General features: G+C 38.5%; 19 protein-coding genes. 10 read left to right on the top strand and 9 right to left on the bottom strand.

The window, feature by feature from the left end; genetic code table 11:
• The first annotated feature begins 136 nt into the window (after positions 1-136).
• Positions 137-1,681 (top strand): hypothetical protein, encoded by a 1,545-nt coding sequence (locus tag AC4IFE_RS07960; protein ID WP_490756157.1) that lies wholly within the window; start codon positions 137-139, stop codon positions 1,679-1,681.
• Positions 1,682-1,789: 108 nt separating this feature from the next.
• Here the strand turns inward: AC4IFE_RS07960 and AC4IFE_RS07955 are convergent, their stop codons facing one another.
• Complete coding sequence (locus AC4IFE_RS07955; protein WP_490756155.1) at positions 1,790-2,818, bottom strand: dipeptidase; 1,029 nt, start codon at positions 2,816-2,818, stop codon at positions 1,790-1,792.
• Positions 2,819-3,017: 199 nt separating this feature from the next.
• Between AC4IFE_RS07955 and thrS the strand changes: the two genes are divergently transcribed.
• From thrS to AC4IFE_RS07910, 9 genes are all read left to right on the top strand, one after another.
• Complete coding sequence (gene thrS, locus AC4IFE_RS07950) at positions 3,018-4,937, top strand: threonine--tRNA ligase (protein ID WP_490756153.1); 1,920 nt, start codon at positions 3,018-3,020, stop codon at positions 4,935-4,937.
• Positions 4,938-5,119: 182 nt separating this feature from the next.
• Complete coding sequence (gene infC / locus AC4IFE_RS07945; protein ID WP_172617123.1) at positions 5,120-5,620, top strand: translation initiation factor IF-3; 501 nt, start codon at positions 5,120-5,122, stop codon at positions 5,618-5,620.
• A gap of 201 nt (positions 5,621-5,821) precedes the next feature.
• Positions 5,822-6,643: an alpha/beta fold hydrolase gene (locus AC4IFE_RS07940; RefSeq protein WP_490756152.1), complete on the top strand. Its 822-nt coding sequence runs from the start codon at positions 5,822-5,824 to the stop codon at positions 6,641-6,643.
• Between the two features lie 188 nt (positions 6,644-6,831).
• The gene (locus tag AC4IFE_RS07935) at positions 6,832-7,401 is read left to right on the top strand and encodes a hypothetical protein (protein ID WP_490756151.1); all 570 of its coding nucleotides are present in this window, start codon (positions 6,832-6,834) and stop codon (positions 7,399-7,401) included.
• Positions 7,402-7,582: 181 nt separating this feature from the next.
• Positions 7,583-7,780: a 50S ribosomal protein L35 gene (gene rpmI, locus AC4IFE_RS07930; protein ID WP_047453167.1), complete on the top strand. Its 198-nt coding sequence runs from the start codon at positions 7,583-7,585 to the stop codon at positions 7,778-7,780.
• Between the two features lie 116 nt (positions 7,781-7,896).
• Positions 7,897-8,241 (top strand): 50S ribosomal protein L20, encoded by a 345-nt coding sequence (rplT, locus tag AC4IFE_RS07925; RefSeq protein WP_034705993.1) that lies wholly within the window; start codon positions 7,897-7,899, stop codon positions 8,239-8,241.
• Between the two features lie 211 nt (positions 8,242-8,452).
• Positions 8,453-9,628 carry a M28 family peptidase gene (locus tag AC4IFE_RS07920; RefSeq protein ID WP_490756148.1) on the top strand — a complete coding sequence of 392 codons (1,176 nt, stop codon included), beginning with the start codon at positions 8,453-8,455 and terminating at the stop codon, positions 9,626-9,628.
• 24 nt (positions 9,629-9,652) lie between these two features.
• Positions 9,653-10,834 (top strand): M28 family peptidase, encoded by a 1,182-nt coding sequence (locus tag AC4IFE_RS07915; RefSeq protein WP_490756146.1) that lies wholly within the window; start codon positions 9,653-9,655, stop codon positions 10,832-10,834.
• Positions 10,835-10,917: 83 nt separating this feature from the next.
• Positions 10,918-12,105: a M28 family peptidase gene (locus AC4IFE_RS07910; protein ID WP_490756144.1), complete on the top strand. Its 1,188-nt coding sequence runs from the start codon at positions 10,918-10,920 to the stop codon at positions 12,103-12,105.
• A 76-nt stretch (positions 12,106-12,181) separates the two neighbouring features.
• Here AC4IFE_RS07910 and hisIE read toward each other — a convergent pair whose 3' ends face one another.
• Genes hisIE through hisG form a run of 8 tightly spaced genes read right to left on the bottom strand, consistent with a single transcriptional unit; the run spans position 12,182 to position 19,079 of the window.
• Entirely contained in the window at positions 12,182-12,769 is a 588-nt protein-coding gene (gene hisIE, locus AC4IFE_RS07905) for a bifunctional phosphoribosyl-AMP cyclohydrolase/phosphoribosyl-ATP diphosphatase HisIE (protein WP_490756142.1), read from the bottom strand.
• On the bottom strand, positions 12,766-13,518 hold the full coding sequence (gene hisF, locus AC4IFE_RS07900) for an imidazole glycerol phosphate synthase subunit HisF (protein ID WP_490756140.1): 753 nt from the start codon (positions 13,516-13,518) through the stop codon (positions 12,766-12,768). Before hisF ends, hisIE begins: the two co-directional genes overlap by 4 nt.
• On the bottom strand, positions 13,511-14,233 hold the full coding sequence (gene hisA / locus AC4IFE_RS07895) for a 1-(5-phosphoribosyl)-5-[(5-phosphoribosylamino)methylideneamino]imidazole-4-carboxamide isomerase (protein ID WP_490756138.1): 723 nt from the start codon (positions 14,231-14,233) through the stop codon (positions 13,511-13,513). The genes hisF and hisA overlap by 8 nt, the downstream gene beginning before the upstream one ends.
• Before the next feature lie 3 nt (positions 14,234-14,236).
• A complete protein-coding gene (gene hisH / locus AC4IFE_RS07890; protein WP_490756136.1) occupies positions 14,237-14,815 on the bottom strand; it encodes an imidazole glycerol phosphate synthase subunit HisH in 579 nt (192 codons plus the stop codon).
• 2 nt (positions 14,816-14,817) lie between these two features.
• Positions 14,818-15,912 (bottom strand): bifunctional histidinol-phosphatase/imidazoleglycerol-phosphate dehydratase HisB, encoded by a 1,095-nt coding sequence (gene hisB / locus AC4IFE_RS07885; RefSeq protein WP_490756134.1) that lies wholly within the window; start codon positions 15,910-15,912, stop codon positions 14,818-14,820.
• On the bottom strand, positions 15,909-16,940 hold the full coding sequence (hisC, locus tag AC4IFE_RS07880; RefSeq protein WP_490756133.1) for a histidinol-phosphate transaminase: 1,032 nt from the start codon (positions 16,938-16,940) through the stop codon (positions 15,909-15,911). Before hisC ends, hisB begins: the two co-directional genes overlap by 4 nt.
• A gap of 4 nt (positions 16,941-16,944) precedes the next feature.
• The gene (gene hisD, locus AC4IFE_RS07875) at positions 16,945-18,219 is read right to left on the bottom strand and encodes a histidinol dehydrogenase (protein ID WP_490756132.1); all 1,275 of its coding nucleotides are present in this window, start codon (positions 18,217-18,219) and stop codon (positions 16,945-16,947) included.
• A 2-nt stretch (positions 18,220-18,221) separates the two neighbouring features.
• Positions 18,222-19,079 carry an ATP phosphoribosyltransferase gene (hisG, locus tag AC4IFE_RS07870; RefSeq protein WP_490756130.1) on the bottom strand — a complete coding sequence of 286 codons (858 nt, stop codon included), beginning with the start codon at positions 19,077-19,079 and terminating at the stop codon, positions 18,222-18,224.
• Positions 19,080-19,163 lie beyond the last annotated feature (84 nt).

The raw sequence follows: 19,163 nt of genomic DNA, 5'->3' as shown, positions 1-19,163 counted from the left end.
TTTACTTAATTTTGATCAAAACTACTGCTTACAATATTTTTACGTTTTCATCTTGTCTGAAAATTACAATATTCAATAGCCGGAAAAATAACCGCATTTACTTAATAATCAATTTATTACATTTTATAAATTTACAATGGCAGAATTGCAGAAAGATTTTTTGTTTGTACTGATTAAGTCATTAACCACTTCTGAGAAACGACAGTTCAGGCTGTATGTGAACCGTCTCGGAATTAATGTTGATGCTAAATTTCTGCTCCTCTTCTCGGAACTGGATAAGATGAAGGAATATGATGAGCAGATCATCATTGAGAAAAAAATTTCTACCAAGCAGCAGCTTTCCAACCTGAAAGCCCATCTGTACAAACAGATCCTCGTAAGCTTACGAATGAATCCCAGTCACCAGAACTACAGGATACAGCTTCGTGAGCAGCTTGATTTTGCCAATATTCTTTACCAGAAAGGGCTTTATAAACAGGCTTTAAAAATACTGGACAAAACCAAACAGTCTGCATTGGAGCTGGATGAAAAAAGCATTGCGTCAGAGATTATCAATCTTGAAAAAGTCATTGAATCACAATTTATTACCCGAAGTATTGAGGGGCGTGCCGATGAACTGATTGAGCAGTCTACCGAAATCAGCAGGCAGAATCATTATGCAACGGAACTGTCTAACCTTTCTCTGAAGTTATACAGTGAAATGCTTACGTATGGCTATGTAAAAAATGATACAGACCGGGAAAAAGTATTAAATCTGTTCAATGATCAGATTAAGAAAATTAAACTAGATCGGCTGAATTTCACGGAAAAGCTTTGGTATTTCAAAGCTCATGTTTGGAAAAACCAATTACTTCAGGATTACAAATACACGTTGAAATATGCCTATCAGTGGGTAGATCTGTTCCACAAAAAACCGGAGATGATCATCAGTCATCCGGTGTGGTATATCAAAGGAAACACTTACCTGCTGAAAATTCTGTTCCTTTATGGAAATATTGATATCCTGGAAGAGCATTTTGAGCATTTCAATGCGATGGTCAATTCACAGAATTTTGCCCAGAACGAAAATCTGCAGGCACTGATCTTTCTTACCCATTACAATACTTTAATGAATATTCATTTTGTAAAAGGTGAATTTTTCACAGGGACAAAACTTATCCCTGAGATTGAACTGAAGATGGAAAGACTTCGGGAAAAAATTGACGAGCATCATTTTATGATCCTTTACCTGAAAATGGCAGCCATGTTTTTCGGAAGCAAAAAGTTTAAAAAGTCCATCGAATATTCCATGAAGGTTGTGGAATGTAAGGGCAATGTTCAGGAAGATCTTCTATTCCACACAAGGATCCTGATCCTGATGGCGAAATATGAATCCGGAAATGATGAAGACTATGATGAATTCATCAATTCTACCCTTAAATTTGCCCGAAAAATGAAGAAACCGGAAGCATTTCATTTTGAAAGCATTCAGTTTTTTAAAAACATTAACAGTCTGGTATTAGATCAGCATCATAAAGCTTTTGATGCTTTTGATGAAGTGCTTGATGGATTTTCTAAAAATGAATATTACAGGAGATCACTGTTCTATATTGACATCCATGGATGGGTGAAATCTAAGGTGAAAAATGTGGATGTGATTGAGATTATCAAACAGAAAGTGAGATATAAGAGGAAGAGTTAAAAATCCTGCAGATGCTTCAATAGTTTCAGCCAACTACAGGATTTTCGTTTTTATAATCAAATGCAAAGAGTATCAGATGGCTGAGGAGCCTGAAAGTCGGATCAACACTTAAATCCTTTCTATAAAGTCCAATGCATTTTTATGACTGATCTTTTCCATTATTTCTGTGGAAAAATCTTTTTCAATTCTGCTGTTGGTAATATTAAATAATGAAGCATTATCATATCCTTCAAAGAAAAAAGGATAACGGGATTTATCCGGATGGCCTTTATCGTAGAAAAAATCTGCACCATATGCAATAACATCTTCTGCTCCCAGATCAAGCCCGTATCGGATATGTTCATATAGCCTCTCAGGATTCTTTTCGTCAAGCCATTCCCGGATAAGGTTGAGCCCGATCAGGCCTTTCCTTTTAATCACTTCTTTCGCCAGTTCATCCGGAAGATTTCGCTTTTTGTCCTGGATACTTCTGTAGTTGGAGTGGCTTGCCAGAACAGGAATTTTGTAATTTTTTTGGTCTACATAATTTAGGATATCATAAGCCAGCTGATCACTCGTGTGGGAAAGATCGATGGCAATCCTTCGGTCTGCAATATAATCGATCAGGACTTTTCCGTCATTTTTCAGGCCGGCTTCAGAATTATTCCCGCCGCCAAAACGGTTTTCAGTATGGTGAGTGATCCCCAGATAAAGAACTCTCTTTGTGTTCCTGATGATCTCTTCCAGGTTTTTAAATCCTGATTCCAGAGTGTCATTTTCATCACAAAAAGCCGATGCATTTTCGATGGAGGCTATAATGCCTACCCGATCTTCGTTTTCAGTGTTTTTATAGTTTCCGTTTTCAAACAGAAAGAAATTTTCATTCTTTAAAAGGTCTGAAAATATTTCACTCTGCTTTACTCCCTCAACAGTACTGTTTGCACCGGTTGAAGCATATATTGCCATAACCTGAAGCTTCACGTTTCCTTCTTTTAAATACGGAAGTGAGCATCCCAACTCTCTGTCGTCAATTGTTGAGCCCGCTTTTAATAAATAGCATAGTAAATCGCAGTGCAGGTCAATAGTAAAGTTTTTCATATCATCGTACATTATCATTTCTTTTGAATTGCTGTAAATTACTGCGCAAAAAAATCTCATTTTCACAGCATTATTACTGTAAAATACCGGGAATTTCAATATGTTTTTCCAGGTGAAATTTAGATTGGGAATGAGTACATTTAAAATAACGAATCTAAATTTGAAGATTCAACAGCAATTCTTACTTCAAATATACTTTAAAAATAGCATATTATTTAAAAAATGCGTATTTTTGCAACTTAAAATTTCTTAGTAAACAATGATAAAAATTACACTTCCAGACAATAGTGTCAAAGAATTCGAAGGAGAAGTTACTCCTTTAGATGTGGCGAAATCTATAAGCGAGGGATTGGCTAGAAATACCATCTCCGCAGTTGTAAACGGCAAACAAGTAGAAACGACCACACCTATAACCACGGATTCAACGGTACAATTGTTGACATGGAATGATGATCTTGGAAAGAAAGCGTTCTGGCATTCTTCTGCCCACCTTCTGGCGCAGGCTATCCTTGAATTTTATCCTGATGCTAAGCTAACGATAGGACCTGCCATTGAAAGTGGCTTCTACTATGATGTGGATTTCGGGGACGAAAGTTTATCGGAAAAGGATTTTGAAAAGATTGAAAAGAAAGTTTTGGAAAATGCCAAAAAAGGTTCAACATTCTCTTTATATCCTGTTTCTAAAGAAGAGGCATTAAAAACATATGCGGATAATCCTTACAAAGTAGAGCTTATATCCAATCTTAATGATGGAGAAATTACTTTTGTAACACATGATGATTTCACGGATTTATGTCGTGGAGGTCACATTCCGAATACAAGTATTGTAAAAGCTGTTAAGATTCTGAATGCAGCGGGAGCTTACTGGAGAGGAAATGAAAAAAATCCTCAGTTGACAAGAGTTTACGGAATTTCTTTCCCTAAACAGAAAGAACTTACTGAGTATCTTGAAAAACTGGAAGAAGCTAAAAGAAGAGACCACAGAAAGCTGGGTAAAGAATTGGGCATTTTCGCATTCTCTGAAAAAGTGGGTGCCGGTCTTCCGCTATGGCTGCCGAAAGGAACTGCTTTAAGAAGAAAACTGGAAAATTTCCTTTCTGATGCTCAGAAAAAAGGAGGTTATGAGTTCGTAATGTCACCGCACATCGGGTCAAAAGAGCTGTATGTAACTTCCGGACACTGGGATAAATATGGTGCAGACAGCTTCCAGCCTATCAAAACTCCAAATGAAGGAGAAGAATTCATGCTGAAGCCTATGAACTGCCCTCACCACTGTGAGATCTACAAAACTTCACAATGGAGCTACAGGGATCTTCCAAAGAGATATGCAGAATTCGGGACTGTTTACAGATATGAGCAGAGCGGAGAGCTTCACGGATTGACAAGAGTTCGTGGATTTACTCAGGATGATGCTCACCTTTTCTGTACTCCGGATCAGCTTTCAGAAGAATTTGAAAAGGTAATTGATTTAACGCTTTATGTGTTCAAATCATTAGGTTTTGAAGATTTTGTAACTCAGGTGTCCTTAAGAGATCCTGATAACAGAGAAAAATATATCGGTTCCGATGAAAATTGGGAAAAGGCCGAAAACGCAATCATTAATGCAGCAGAGAAAAAAGGGTTGAAAACGATTGTAGAATATGGTGAAGCTGCATTCTACGGTCCAAAACTGGATTTCATGGTAAAAGATGCCTTAGGAAGAAAATGGCAGCTGGGAACCATTCAGGTGGATTACAACTTACCGGAAAGATTTGATCTTCACTACATCGGAAACGATAATGAGAAGCACAGACCGGTAATGATTCACAGAGCACCATTCGGTTCTATGGAACGTTTTATCGCGATTCTTTTAGAAAATACTGCAGGTGATTTCCCGTTATGGCTAAGTCCTGATCAGTTCATTATTCTACCGATTAGTGAAAAATATGTAGATTATGCAAAAAAAGTTTCACAATTTTTGGAAAATCACGATATTAGCGGTCTGATTGACGACAGGAATGAGAAGACAGGGAAAAAGATCCGTGATGCGGAGTTGAAAAAAATTCCGTTCATGCTAGTTGTCGGTGAAAATGAGGAGAATGACGGCACAATTTCTGTAAGAAGACGTGGAGAAGGCGATCTTGGAGTCATGAATATGGAGGATTTTGTTTCTTACTTTAAAAAAGAGGCAGCGATATAAAATTTAATTAAAAAATTTAATGATTAAAAGATTGATTTACGCTTAGTAATTTTTCAATCTCTTAATTCCTCAATCTTTTAATTTAAGATAAAATAGTAATTAACCAATAAAATTATAATACAATAGCACAAAGATTTAACAACAGGGGCCCACAGAGACGTCCGGTACAGGAGGACTTACACTTGATCAACGATAAAATTCGTGTGAGAGAGCTTCGTTTGGTGGGCGATAACGTAGAGCCGGGAGTTTATCCGATTGACAAAGCAAGACAACTTGCCACAGAGCAGGAACTTGATCTGGTAGTAATCTCCGATAAGGCTGAGCCTTTCATTGCAAGAATATTAGACTATAAAAAGTTTTTATACGAGCAAAAGAAAAAGCAGAAGGAACTAAAAGCTAAGCAGGTAAAAGTGGTTGTAAAAGAGATCCGTTTCGGACCTCAGACCGACGACCATGATTATGAATTTAAGAAGAAGCATGCTGAAAAGTTTCTTGAAGAAGGTTCAAAATTAAAAACCTACGTATTTTTTAAAGGACGTTCAATTATCTTTAAAGATCAGGGAGAAATTTTGCTTCTAAAACTTGCCCAGGAACTGGAGCATGTTGGAAAAGTAGACCAGCTTCCTAAACTTGAAGGAAAAAGAATGATCATGATGATGAGTCCTAAAAAACCAGCTAAATAGTTTTAACAGACTGAACGTCTGTTACCTATCATATAAAAACCTCAAAGTATTTTGAGGTTTTTCTGTTTTGTAATTTGTTAATTTATTATTAAATATTATCCTACATCAATATTCATTGAAAGATATAAATATACCTTTGTATTGTAATTAACAAATGGTGACATCCATTGCGCAATCAATAACCTATTAAATAATAAAACAATGAGTACACTTAGATTAAAAGACGGAACAGAGATTTATTACAAAGACTGGGGAAAAGGACAGCCGGTATTTTTCCATCATGGATGGCCATTATCCAGCGATGACTGGGATGCGCAGATGTTATTCTTTTTAGAGAAAGGGTACAGAGTAATTGCACACGACAGAAGAGGCCACGGAAGATCCGAACAGACTCCGGAAGGACATGATATGGATACTTATGCGTCAGATGTTGACGAAATTGTGACCGCATTAAACCTTACGGACGTCATCCACGTAGGACATTCTACCGGAGGTGGTGAAGTGATCCGTTATGTAGCGCAATACGGCAAAGGAAGAGTGGCAAAAGCAGTTTTAATAAGTGCCGTTACGCCAATTATGGTTAAGAATGAAAACAACCCGAATGGTGTCCCTATTTCTGTGTTTGATGATATCCGTAATAATACCGCTCATCACAGACAACAATTCTATATTGATCTTACCTTCCCTTTCTACGGGTATAACAGAGAAGGCGCTAAAGTTTCTGAAGGCATCCAGAGAAACTGGTGGAGACAGGGAATGATGGGATCTATCAAAGCTCATTATGACTGTATTAAAGCTTTTTCTGAAACTGATTTTACAGAAGACCTTAAGAGCACTGAAGTCCCTGTTCTGGTTCTTCATGGCGAAGATGACCAAATCGTTCCTTTTGAAACTACAGGTAAAATTGCCGCTACCCTTCTTAAAAATGGAAAACTAATTTCTTATCCCGGATTTCCGCATGGAATGCCCACTACAGAAGCAGAAACGATTAATAAAGATTTATTATCATTTTTTCAATCATAATAAACCTGCATTATAAAATTGTAAGCCGTCATTTGAAAAAGTGACGGTTTTGTAATTAAAACACACTAAAAAGTGTTTTAATTAATATCTTAAAATGCCCATTAATAAAGGATTTAAGCAAATTAATTTAATCCTATACTTGTGATTTAATATGATAATTTTTATATTTGTCCTGTAAATCATAACCTATGAAAATTAAATTACTGACTTTATTAAGTCTTCCGGTGCTTCTTGCATCTTGCGTTCAGGATGATACTCTTGACCATGTGAATACGAATGTGCAAAATGAAAAGCACGCCACTGCAAATAAAAACAGTGAATCCCGTATTTTGGATCTTACACGTTATACACTTTTAAAAGAAAGCACTAATCATCCTCAGATATTAGAAGCCGGACAATCAATCAGTATGGAGTATAATGGCAGCACTTACCGGTTCATTATGCAGACGGATAATAATCTGGTTTTATACAGAGAAAGACCGGGACTTACCAATGTAATATGGCATTCCAATACATACAGAAGCTCGGGTACTCCAAGGCTTATCGTACAGAACGACGGAAATATGGTTATTTACAGGGATGGGAATCCTCTTTGGAGTTCCAATACTGCAGTTAACTATTATGTGGCCAATCCTCATGTAAAACTTCAGCTTTACTCAAGAACAGGGGCAGCAATTCCTTCAGGATTCAGAATTAAAGTTATTTTAGGGGGGAATAACGAAGAAAGAAATGATATAATCGTTGAAGACTTCCTATAATAGAAATCACTTTTACCTTATAGCCGTCTCTTAACAGAGACGGTTTTATATCAGTCCGACAAAATCACAGATTATGAAAGTTCGGATTGATTTTTTTTGTATCTTTGCCAACTGTTATTCCTAAGTTTACGAAGGAATCAAGGACAAGATATTGATAACAAAACAATAAAAAAGCAGAACAATGCCAAAATTAAAAACGAAATCAGGTGCTAAAAAGCGTTTTAAACTTACCGGAACTGGGAAGATTAAAAGAAAGAATGCTTTCAAAAGCCACATCTTAACTAAGAAAGAAACTAAGCAGAAGAGAAATCTTACGCAGACTTCTTACGTTGCAGCTGTGGATACAAAAAGCGTTCTACGTCAATTAGCCATTAAGTAGTTTTTATAAATCTATATTCGGTTTATAAGAATTCAAACAATTCAACAATTTAACCCTGAAATGGTGCCACTAAGAGCAGTTTAGCTGCCGCCCCTTTCAAAAAAACAATTTAAATTATGCCAAGATCAGTAAATGCAGTAGCTTCAAGAGCTCGCAGAAAAAAAATTATTAAGCAAGCTAAAGGTTTTTTCGGTAGAAGAAAGAACGTTTGGACGGTAGCTAAAAACGCGGTAGAAAAAGCAATGCAATATGCTTACCGTGGAAGAAAAGAGAAAAAGAGAAACTTCAGATCACTTTGGATTACTCGTATCAACGCGGGTGCCAGAGAGCACGGAATGTCTTACTCTCAGTTTATGGGAGCTCTTAAAAAGAACAACGTAGAGCTTAACAGAAAAGTTTTAGCTGATTTAGCAATGAATCACCCTGAAGCTTTCAAAGCAGTTGTAGATCAAGTAAAATAATGTAGAATTTTTTGTTATCAATATAAATCCCGGGCTATGTCCGGGATTTTTTTTATCTTATTCTCCCATATAAGTTGTAAAAATTTAGTGATTCTGAAAGCGTATTGAAAAAAAGAAATCATATGGGAAAGTTTTCATTTTGCATAAAATAAAATTGATTTTTATTATCTACATTTGCTGAATTATTAAATCTATAAATCTTTAGTTAAAAGTGAAAAAAATAACGACTCTTTTAGTCCTTTCTTTATCAGCTTACAGCCTTCAGGGCCAGAATTTTATACAGGCTTATCAAACAAGGGTTGATAAGATATCCCAGGCCAATATTACAGCCAACCTTCAGAGCTTTGGAGATCTTGGTGTAAAGGCCACAGGTACTCTGGAAAATACAAACGCGCTGAACTGGCTTAAAACAAAATACCAGTCTTACGGGTATGATGTAAGCCAGATCACAGAAGACAGCTTCACCTATAACGGCAACACTTCAAAAAATTTAATTGTCACCAAAACAGGAACCGTATATCCAGACACTTATGTGATCATCTGTGGTCATTATGATACCATAGTTGGCCCCGGAGTAAGCGACAACGGTAGCGGAACTTCTATTATGCTGGAAGCAGCCAGAATTTTAAAGGATGTTCCTACGGAATATTCTGTGAAATTTATTCATTTTTCCGGTGAAGAGCAGAATCTTTTGGGAAGTACACACTATGTAAATAATGTTGTTTTCCAGAATAATGTACGCCAGCTTAATCTGAAAGTTGTATTTAATATCGATCAGGTTGGAGGAAAACTGGGGAATGTAAATAATAATATCAAGTGTGAAAGCGACCAGAGCGGACAAACCGGAAATAACGCAGCTTCATTGGCGATGACCCAACAATTGGCAACCTGTACCACGCTATATTCACCGCTTCAGACGACCATGTCAAATGCCTATAGTTCGGATTATATGCCGTTTGAAAATAAAGGGGACATTATTACAGGATTTTATGAAACAACCAGAAGCTATAATGAACATACTGTTAATGATACTTTTGCCAATGTAGATCCTGTTTATGTATTTAATGTGGGAAAAGCAGCTTTAGGGGCATTGCAGCATTTTGCAGTAGCTTCAACCGTTACCCTGGCAACAGATGATGTGCAGACTAAAAACGCATTAGAATCAATCAGGATTTATCCTAATCCGGCCCGTGATGTTTTAAATATTGAATTACCAAAGAACCACAATAGCTTTAAGGTAGAAATTAGCGACATGAATGGCCGCTTAATTTTAAATGCAGAGAACGAAAAGAAAATAAATACTTCCGGCCTGACCAGTGGGACGTATATGGTCACTGTAAAATCTAATCAAAATAGCATCACCAAAAAAATAATCATAGAAAAATAATCACACACCACCAAAATATTTAATATGAAAAAACTGACCACCTTTTTATGGGCTGCATTAGCGGCCGGAAACCTTAGTGCCCAAACCTTTATTCAGGCCTATAAAAACAGAGCCGATCTGGTTTCCCAGACCAATATTACCACCAACCTGCAGGAATTTTCCAATTTAGGGGTAAAAACCACCGGATCACTGAATAATGCCAATACCCTGGCCTGGATCAAGAACAAATATACTTCTTACGGGTATTCTGCCAGCCAGATTGTAGAGGATCCTTTCACTTTTGGAAGTACAAGCTCGAAAAACCTTGTCATTACCAAGACAGGAACCCTTTACCCTAATAAGTTTGTGATCATCTGCGGACATTACGATACGATTACAGGCCCCGGAACAAATGATAACGGCAGCGGAACTTCAGCTATTTTAGAAGCTGCCAGAATTTTAAAAGATGTTCCTACGGAATATTCCATCAAATTTATTCATTTCTCGGGAGAAGAACAGGGCTTGTACGGAAGTTCTCATTATGCCAATGATATTGCTTACCAAAGCGGGGTGAAAAAACTGGATATCAAATTGGTCTTCAATCTGGATCAGGTTGGAGGAAAACTGGGCAATCTCAACAGTAAAATCATCTGTGAAAGAGATACTTCCGGCCAGTCCGGAAACAATGCAGCTTCCAATACCGTTACACAGCAGCTGGCCACATGCACTACCCTGTACTCTCCTCTTCAGACCAGTATTTCCAATGCCTATTCCTCAGATTATATGCCATTTGAACAAAAGGGATATGTGATCACCGGTTTTTATGAATATACCAGAAGTTATACTGAGCATACCGTGAATGATACCTTTGCCAATGTGGATCCTGTTTATGTATTTAAGGTAGCTAAAGCCGCGGTAGGTGCCATGCAGCACTTCGCAACAGCCTCTTCCACCGTTACAGCAGTTTCAGGTAAAGAAAAGCCATTAAAATCACCGGAATCTGTAAAAATTTATCCAAACCCGGCCCAGGATATTTTAACAGTAGAATTACCTGATCCCACGATAAAAGATTTCACTATTGAAATTACTGACCTGAAGGGACTTTCTGTATTGAAATCAGAAAATCAGTCTCAGGTGAATGTTTCACACTTAGATAACGGAATTTATTTATGCACTGTTAAAACCGAAGGTTCCAGTGTTACCAGAAAGATCATTATTGAAAAGTAAATACCCCTTAAAGTCCCGTCTTTTAGCCGGGGCTTTTATTGTTTGGATTCATTATCAATCACCACAATCTTAAAATAATTAAAATGAAAAAAACAATCACAATTTTTTCTGCTTGTCTGGCTGTATTCAGCAGTAAAGCCCAGACTTTTATCCAGGCTTATCAGGACAGGGCCAATCTGGTTTCACAAACCAATATTACCACGAACTTACAGCAGTTCTCAAACCTGGGCATCAAAACTACAGGTTCACTCAAAAATGCCAATGCGTTAACCTGGCTGAAAAATAAGTATACTTCATTTGGATATTCTGCCAGTCAGATCGTAGAAGATCCTTTCACATTTGGGAGTACAAGCTCTAAAAATCTGGTCATTACTAAAACAGGAACGCTTTATCCTGATAAATATGTGATCATTTGCGGGCATTTTGACAGCATCTATGGTCCGGGGGTGAACGATAACGGAAGCGGAACTTCTATTATTTTAGAAGCAGCAAGGATTTTAAAAGATATTCCCACCGAATATTCTATTAAGTTCATCCATTTTTCCGGCGAGGAACAGGGGTTGAGAGGAAGCACTCATTATGCCAATAATGTGGCTTACCAGAACGGAACAAGGGTATTGGACATCAAGCTGGTGTTCAATCTTGACCAGGTAGGCGGTGTTATGGGCAACAACAATAATACAGTCTATTGTGATCAGGACCTGGCAGGGCCAACAAGCAATAATGCAGCTTCGGCAGCAGTAACGCAGCAGCTCAGAAATTGTACGGCACTATATTCTCCTCTTCTGACGGCTGTGGATCCCGCAGAGGATACTGATTACATCCCATTCGAAAGAAAAGGTGAAGTGATCACTGGTTTTTTTGAAAAAATAAGAAGTACTTATCCGCATTCCATTGATGATACTTTTGCAAATACAGACCCTGTTTATATTTACAAAATAGGAAAAGCAACGGTGGGAGCGCTGCAGCATTTTGCCGTTGCCACTTCTGCAAATTCTATTATACTGGGAGCAAAGGAAACTGTTCCAAATCATTCCCTTGAAACCGTATCCATTTATCCTAATCCTTCCAAAGACACCATTAACATTGAACTTCCTGACACGGGCAGAAAAGATTTCAGTTTCGAAATTACAGACCTTTCAGGTAAATCACTCCTTAGAACGTCCAACGAAAAGCTGATTAATGTTTCAGGACTGGCTGCAGGGGCCTATACTGGTGTTATTAAAGCTGATGGTCAGACTGCCGTACGGAAAATTCTAATTGAAAGATAATCTGAAACCATACATCTAATAAAAAAGCAGGAAGAATTTTCTTCCTGCTTTTTTATTGATGATTTTCCACTCTGCCTTATCTGTCTCTGCCCTGCAAAACTTTCTCAATATCCTCCATTGCAAATCCTTTTGCTTTAAGCAGGATCAGAAAATGGTACAGCAAATCTGCGGCTTCATTCTTAAAAAGATCATCATTGCTGTCTTTAGCTTCAATAACGAGTTCTACGGCTTCCTCTCCCACTTTCTGAGCCATTTTATTGATGCCTCTCTGATAAAGGGAATACGTATAGGAACCTTCTGTCTTATGATCAATTCTTTCGGCAATCTTTGCTTCTAATTCATATAAGAAGCCTTTGCTTTCCTTTTCACCGAAACAGCTGAAGCTTCCGGTGTGGCAGACTGCATTTTTGGGAACAGCCTGTATTAAAATTGTATCCTGATCACAATCTATGCTTATATTTTTTACAGTCAGGAAATTACCGGATTCCTCTCCTTTTGTCCAGAGCCTGTTTTTGGAACGGCTGAAAAAGGTGACGATACCTTCCTTTTCTGTCTTTATTAAAGCTTCCTCATTCATGTAGCCAAGCATGAGCACCTGCTGTGTTCTGCTGTCCTGGATAATTACCGGGACAAGTCCGTTATTTTTATCAAAATCTATTTTCATCGTACGGGTATTTTTTGGGTTTTTAAATGTTGTTTTAATTCCTGAACAGGTACTTCATTGAAATGGAAAATACTGGCTGCCAAAGCTCCTGTGGCTTTTGTCTCATGAAATACCTGAACAAAATCATCTGCGCTTCCTGCTCCCCCCGATGCAATCACAGGAATAGATACAGCCTCTGAAACCAGCTTTGTGATACGGATATCAAATCCGTTTTTTGTCCCGTCACCATCCATTGAGGTTAATAAGATCTCCCCGGCCCCCAAAGATGCTGCTTCTTTGGCCCAATCTACGGTATTTAAACTGGTGGCCAATCTTCCGCCTCGGACATAGACAAGATCTGATCCGTCTGTAAAACGGGTATCAATAGCGACCACAATACACTGACTTCCGAATTCTCCGGCAAGCTCATGGATAAGCTGCGGGTTTTTAACGGCAGAAGAATTGATGCTGATCTTATCTGCTCCGGCCTCCAGAAGTCTCCTGACATCTTCCACAGAAGAAATTCCGCCACCAACGGTAAACGGGATGCTCAGCTGTCTGGCGATTTTCTTTACCAGATCTGCAAATGTCTTTCTGTCTTCCAGTGTTGCCGTAATATCCAGAAAAACCAGCTCGTCGGCACCTTCCATTTCGTATTTTACGGCAAGCTCTACCGGATCTCCGGCATTTCGGAGCCCTTCAAAATTAATTCCTTTTACCGTAGTTCCGTCTTTAATATCCAGACAGGGAATGATTCTTTTTTTAAGCATTTTCAATAAATTTCTGAAGTTGTGGTAAACTTATTTTTTCCTCATAAATGGCCTTCCCGATAATTGTTCCCGAGCATCCGATCTCCTTCATGCTGTATACATCTTCAATACAGGAAATTCCACCGCTGGCCGTAAGCTTTACCGAGGTTTTACCCAATATTTCTTTGTACAGCTCTGTAGATGGCCCTCCCAGCATTCCATCCTTTGAAATATCGGTGCAGATCGTCTGGCTGATTCCTTTTTCCTGATATTGAAGCAGAAAGTCTATAATATCTAAAGTACTTTCTTCCAGCCAGCCGGATGTTTTGATCTTCCTGTTTTCACAATCAGCCCCTAAAATAATCCTGTCATTACCATATTTTTGAATCATTTCAAGACAGAATTCCGGGTTCTGTACGGCAATGCTTCCGAGAGTGATCTGCTTTGCTCCTGCATTAAAAGCAGTTTCTATATCATCCCCCGTCTTTAATCCGCCTCCAAAATCAATATGAAGCGAGGTTTCCCTGGCTATGTTTTCCAATACTTTTTGGTTCACAATATGCTTGGATTTCGCACCATCAAGATCTACCAGGTGGAGAAACCGGATTCCAAAGCTTTCGAATTCTTTGGCCGTCTCTACAGGATCTTCACTGTATATTTTTTTTGTGGAATAATCCCCTTTTGAAAGACGGACACATTTTCCGTCGATAATATCAATGGCTGGAATAATTTTCATCATTTACAATTTTATAAAGTTTTTTAATATCCTGCTGCCTGTTAGTCCCGATTTTTCCGGGTGAAACTGTACCGCAAAAAAATTATCTTTCTGCAGGGAAGCACTGAATGGCAGAATATAGTCACATTCCGCAACTGTAGCTGCTGACCGCCCGCAATAATAGCTGTGAACAAAATAAACATCACTGTTCTCTTCAATCCCTGAAAACAGTGGAGATTTCAGTCCAGAAATGGTATTCCAACCCATATGGGGAACCAGATCTTCAGGAGGAAACTGTTTAACATCTACATCAAAAATCCCCATTCCTTTTGCATCTCCTTCTTCATTATTCCCGCACATCAGCTGCATTCCCAGACAGATCCCCAAAACAGGCTGCTTAAGGCTTGGAATAAGTGTATCCAGACCTTTTTCCTTAAGGACTTTCATGGTTGAAGAAGCTTCTCCAACGCCCGGAAAAATGACTTTATCCGCTTTTATGATCAGCTCAGGATCATCTGTAATGATAGAGCCTATACACAGCCGATCCAAGGCATTCTGGACCGAACTTACATTTCCTCCGTTATATTTTATCAAAGCGATCATAATTATAAGCTTCCTTTGGTTGATGGTAAATTAAAACTGCTGTCCGACTGGTTCACTGCCATTTTAACGGCTTTTGCAAATGCTTTGAAAACAGCTTCTATTTTGTGGTGCTCATTACTGCCTTCCGCTTTGATATTCAGATTGGATCTTGAAGAATCTGTAAATGATTTGAAGAAGTGAAAGAACATTTCTGTAGGCACATCCCCTATTTTTTCTCTTTTAAAATCAACGTCCCAAACGATCCAGGGCCTGCCTCCGAAATCAATGGCTGCCTGAGCCAGACAGTCGTCCATCGGAAGCAGGAAACCATATCTTTCAATCCCTTTTTTATTTCCCAGCGCTTTTATAAAGGCTTCACCTAAAGCAATTCCCGTATCTTCAACTGTGTGGTGCTCATCTACCTGGAGATCTCCTTTAACATTAATTTTAAGATCCAAATTTCCGTGTCTGGCAATCTGATCCAGCATATGATCAAAAAAATGAAGGCCGGTGGAAATTTCAGCAATTCCTTTCCCGTTAAGATCTATTTCAATATCAATCTCGGTTTCATTGGTTTTTCGGTAGACTTTAGCCTTTCTTGATTCCTGTTTTAAGAAGCGGTAGATCTCAGACCAGTCTGTTGTGGTAAGCGCCGCATTTTCATTAAAGTTTTCATTGATAAAAATAGCTTTAGTTCCCAAATTATGAGCAAGTTGAATATCTGTAATCCTATCTCCGATAACGTAAGAATTTTTAAGATCATAACTTCCATAGATGTATTTTGAAAGCATTCCGATTCCAGGTTTTCTGGTAGGCAGGTTTTCATGTTCAAAACTTTTATCAATCAGAATATCACTGAAAAGGATTCCTTCGTTTTCAAAGGTCCTCAGCATTTTTTCCTGCGGCTTGATAAAATTTTCATAAGGAAAACTTTCAGTTCCCAGACCATCCTGATTGGTTACCATCACCAGTTCGTAATCCATTTCCCTGGCAATCTTGGAAAGGTTCTGAAATACTCCGGGGTAAAACTCAAGCTTTTCCAGTGAATCTACCTGAAAATCTTCGGGCGGTTCTATGATAAGCGTTCCGTCACGGTCTATAAATAATACTTTTTTCATGAGGCTATTCCTTTTAAAACACTGATTAATTTTTCATTTTCTTCACGGGTTCCTATATTGATCCTGATGCAGTCCGGAATCACAGGGGCTCTTTTACTGGTCAGAATTTCTTCTTCAAGCATTCTATCGTAGACTTCTTCAACATTTTTTATTCTGATCAGGAAAAAATTGGCGTCTGTCGGAAATACTTTTTCGATGCATTGAATGGTTTTAAACTGCTCCTGCACCCAGGTTCTTTCACTGAGCACATTATCAACATTTTCCTTAAGCTTATTTTTATCGTCCAGAAGGTTCAGAATAAGTTCCTGACTTAGAGAATTTACGTTGTAAGGAGCTTTAACCGTATTGATAAACCGGATGATCTCTTGGGAAGCATAAGCTGCACCTACTCTTGCCCCGGCTGTTCCCCAGGCTTTAGAAAATGTCTGCAAAACAATTAAATTGGAGTATTTCTTCAGCAGCTCAATTCCTGATTTGTTTTCGGAAAATTCAATATAAGCTTCGTCGATGACAACAATACCTTTAAAATTCTGAACAAAAAATTCAATGTCCTGTACACTGTTTCCTGTCGGATTATTTGGGGAGCACAGAAAGAAAATTTTGATTTCGCGTTCTTTAGTAATCTTTAAAAAATCATCTTTTACGATTTCAAAATTTTCATCCAGATCCAGTTTTAGAACTTCGTTTTCATTCACTGCAGCGTAAAAGGCATACATGGCAAATGAGGGATTCATCATCAGAATAGCATCTTTTTTAGGCTCGCAAAAGATTTTTATGATCAGATCAATCAGTTCGTCGCTTCCGTTTCCTAATGCAATCTGATCGGATGAAACACCTTTAAGCTCTGCCAGCTTTTTTTTGAGTTTTTTTTGTGTAGAATCCGGATATCTATTGAATTCCCCGAACGGGCATTCATTCGCATCCAGCATTACCGGAGCATTAAACTCATTATGATCTCTGAAACTGATGTAAGGCTGTAGGCTCAGTATATTTTTTCTTACTAAAGTATGGAGGTTAAATTCTTTCATTGTATTATTTTAATCTGATAGATACTGCATTTTTATGGGCGATAAGGCCTTCTGCCTCTGCCATTACTTCTATTGTTTTTCCTATTTTCTTCAGTCCTTCTTTAGAAAGGTGCTGGAAGGTAATTTTCTTGATAAAGCTGTCGAGAGAAACCCCGCTATAGTTCTTTGCATAAGCATTGGTAGGCAAAGTGTGATTGGTTCCGCTGGCATAATCCCCGGCACTTTCACAGGAATAATTGCCGAGGAAAACAGATCCGGCATTGCTGATTACGGGAATATATGGTTCAAAATCTTCCAATGCGAGGATAAGGTGCTCCGGAGCATACAGATTACTGAATTCCAGAGCTTCATCAACAGAACTGACCAGAATAAAAAGACTGTGATCCAACGCCTGGCCAGCCATCTCATTCCTTGGAAGTTTTTTAACCTGCTTTTCAACAGCTTCAATAGTTTCGGTGAAAATTTTAAAATCTGTCGTTATAAAAACAACCTGGCTGTCACTTCCGTGTTCTGCCTGTGACAAAAGATCTGCAGCACAGAAATCGGGAACGGCTTTATTATCTGCAATAACAAGAACTTCACTGGGACCCGCAGGCATATCAATGGCAACACCATACCGCTGTGCATATTCTTTCGCTGCAACAACGAATTGATTTCCTGGCCCAAAAATTTTATACACTTTAGGAATGCTTTCCGTTCCCAGAGTCATTGCTGCTACAGCCTGCGCTCCTCCGGTTTTAAAGATTTTCGTAATCCCGCAAAGCTTTGCTGTGAACAGGATAGCCGGATTGATATTCCCGTTGCTATCCGGTGGTGTACAGAGAATAATCTCTTTGCATCCTGCCAGATTTGCAGGGACTGCAAGCATGAGGACTGTTGAAAACAAAGGAGCTGTTCCTCCCGGAATGTAGATCCCTACTTTTTCAACGGCGCGGTTTTCTCTCCAGCAGGTTACTCCTTTTACGGTTTCAATTTTTTGGGTCTCCACGATTTGGGAAGCATGGAATTTTGAAATATTTTCTTTTGCCTGCTGAATGGCCTTCTTTAAATCTTCAGAAATTTCATTTTCTGCATTTTCCAGTTCTGTTTCTGAAACTGTAATTTGTGGAGTAACCGCCTTATCAAATTTCTTATTGAATTCAATAAGTGCCTGATCTCCTTCTTTTCCGACAGATTCAAATATTCCGGTAATAAGTCCGGATATTTCTTCACGTTCAAAAACCGGTCGCTGTACCAGATCCGGCCATGTTTTTCTTTCTGGATATCTGTATATTTTCATAATTAAATAACCATTTTATCGATTGGAATAATGAGTATATCCTGGGCCCCGTTTTCTTTCAGCTCATCGATCACGTCCCAAAATCTTTCTTCATCAATTACAGAATGGATACTGCTCCATCCTTTTTCAGCCAAAGGAATAACGGTAGGACTTTTCATTACGGGAAGAACCGAAGCAATGTCACTAATTTTATCATCAGGAACGTTCATCAGGATATATTTGGAGTTTTTGGCTTTTAAAACGGATTTAATTCTGAACAGGAATTTATCCAGGACAGCTTCCTTTTGTGCATCAAGCAGCGATGTCTTTGCCAGAACAGCTTCTGATTTCAGAATGGTAACGGTTTCTCTCAGTCCGTTTTTAAATAAGGTGCTTCCTGAGCTGACAATATCACAGATACCATCTGCCAAACCAATATTCGGGGCTATTTCAACTGAACCGGAAATGATATGGATTTCGGAAGTAATTCCTTTTTCTTCCAGGAAATTCTTGAGGGTATTGGGATAGGAAGTCGCTATTTTTTTGCCTTGAAAATAGGACAGGTCATCGGTATCCACTTCTTTGGGAACAGCCAGGGAAACACGGCATTTTGAAAATCCAAGCTTCTGAACAATCTGAATATTCTTCTGTTTTTCAGCCAGGAGGTTTTCTCCGACAATGGCAATATCTACCACTCCATCTTCAAGGTATTGTGGGATGTCGGAATTTCTGAGATACATAATCTCCATCGGAAAGTTGTCTACGGAAACTTTAAGCTGGTCTTTCCCGTTGTTGACGAAAATGCCGCAGTCTTTGAGGAGCTGTAAGGAGTCTTCATAGAGTCTGCCGCTTTTCTGGATCGCAATTTTTAATTTACTCATTGTATTGTTTTAAGATAAATCTGAGTAAACGAAAACTGATCTGTGGATACTTCCGGAAGAATTCGGGAAACAAAAAACCGTCTG

It is taken from the genome of Chryseobacterium sp. UF-81, assembly GCF_058245105.1.
This window is presented reverse-complemented; position numbering and strand designations above follow the sequence as displayed.

Bases quoted from the DNA above. Each gene is read 5' to 3' on its own strand.
- AC4IFE_RS07960 (WP_490756157.1), top strand. From the start codon at position 137: ATGGCAGAATTGCAGAAAGATTTTTTGTTTGTACTGATTAAGTCATTA.
- AC4IFE_RS07955 (WP_490756155.1), bottom strand. From the start codon at position 2,818: ATGAGATTTTTTTGCGCAGTAATTTACAGCAATTCAAAAGAAATGATA.
- thrS (WP_490756153.1), top strand. From the start codon at position 3,018: ATGATAAAAATTACACTTCCAGACAATAGTGTCAAAGAATTCGAAGGA.
- AC4IFE_RS07940 (WP_490756152.1), top strand. From the start codon at position 5,822: ATGAGTACACTTAGATTAAAAGACGGAACAGAGATTTATTACAAAGAC.
- AC4IFE_RS07935 (WP_490756151.1), top strand. From the start codon at position 6,832: ATGAAAATTAAATTACTGACTTTATTAAGTCTTCCGGTGCTTCTTGCA.
- rpmI (WP_047453167.1), top strand. From the start codon at position 7,583: ATGCCAAAATTAAAAACGAAATCAGGTGCTAAAAAGCGTTTTAAACTT.
- rplT (WP_034705993.1), top strand. From the start codon at position 7,897: ATGCCAAGATCAGTAAATGCAGTAGCTTCAAGAGCTCGCAGAAAAAAA.
- AC4IFE_RS07915 (WP_490756146.1), top strand. From the start codon at position 9,653: ATGAAAAAACTGACCACCTTTTTATGGGCTGCATTAGCGGCCGGAAAC.
- AC4IFE_RS07910 (WP_490756144.1), top strand. From the start codon at position 10,918: ATGAAAAAAACAATCACAATTTTTTCTGCTTGTCTGGCTGTATTCAGC.
- hisIE (WP_490756142.1), bottom strand. From the start codon at position 12,769: ATGAAAATAGATTTTGATAAAAATAACGGACTTGTCCCGGTAATTATC.
- hisF (WP_490756140.1), bottom strand. From the start codon at position 13,518: ATGCTTAAAAAAAGAATCATTCCCTGTCTGGATATTAAAGACGGAACT.
- hisA (WP_490756138.1), bottom strand. From the start codon at position 14,233: ATGAAAATTATTCCAGCCATTGATATTATCGACGGAAAATGTGTCCGT.
- hisH (WP_490756136.1), bottom strand. From the start codon at position 14,815: ATGATCGCTTTGATAAAATATAACGGAGGAAATGTAAGTTCGGTCCAG.
- hisB (WP_490756134.1), bottom strand. From the start codon at position 15,912: ATGAAAAAAGTATTATTTATAGACCGTGACGGAACGCTTATCATAGAA.
- hisC (WP_490756133.1), bottom strand. From the start codon at position 16,940: ATGAAAGAATTTAACCTCCATACTTTAGTAAGAAAAAATATACTGAGC.
- hisD (WP_490756132.1), bottom strand. From the start codon at position 18,219: ATGAAAATATACAGATATCCAGAAAGAAAAACATGGCCGGATCTGGTA.
- hisG (WP_490756130.1), bottom strand. From the start codon at position 19,079: ATGAGTAAATTAAAAATTGCGATCCAGAAAAGCGGCAGACTCTATGAA.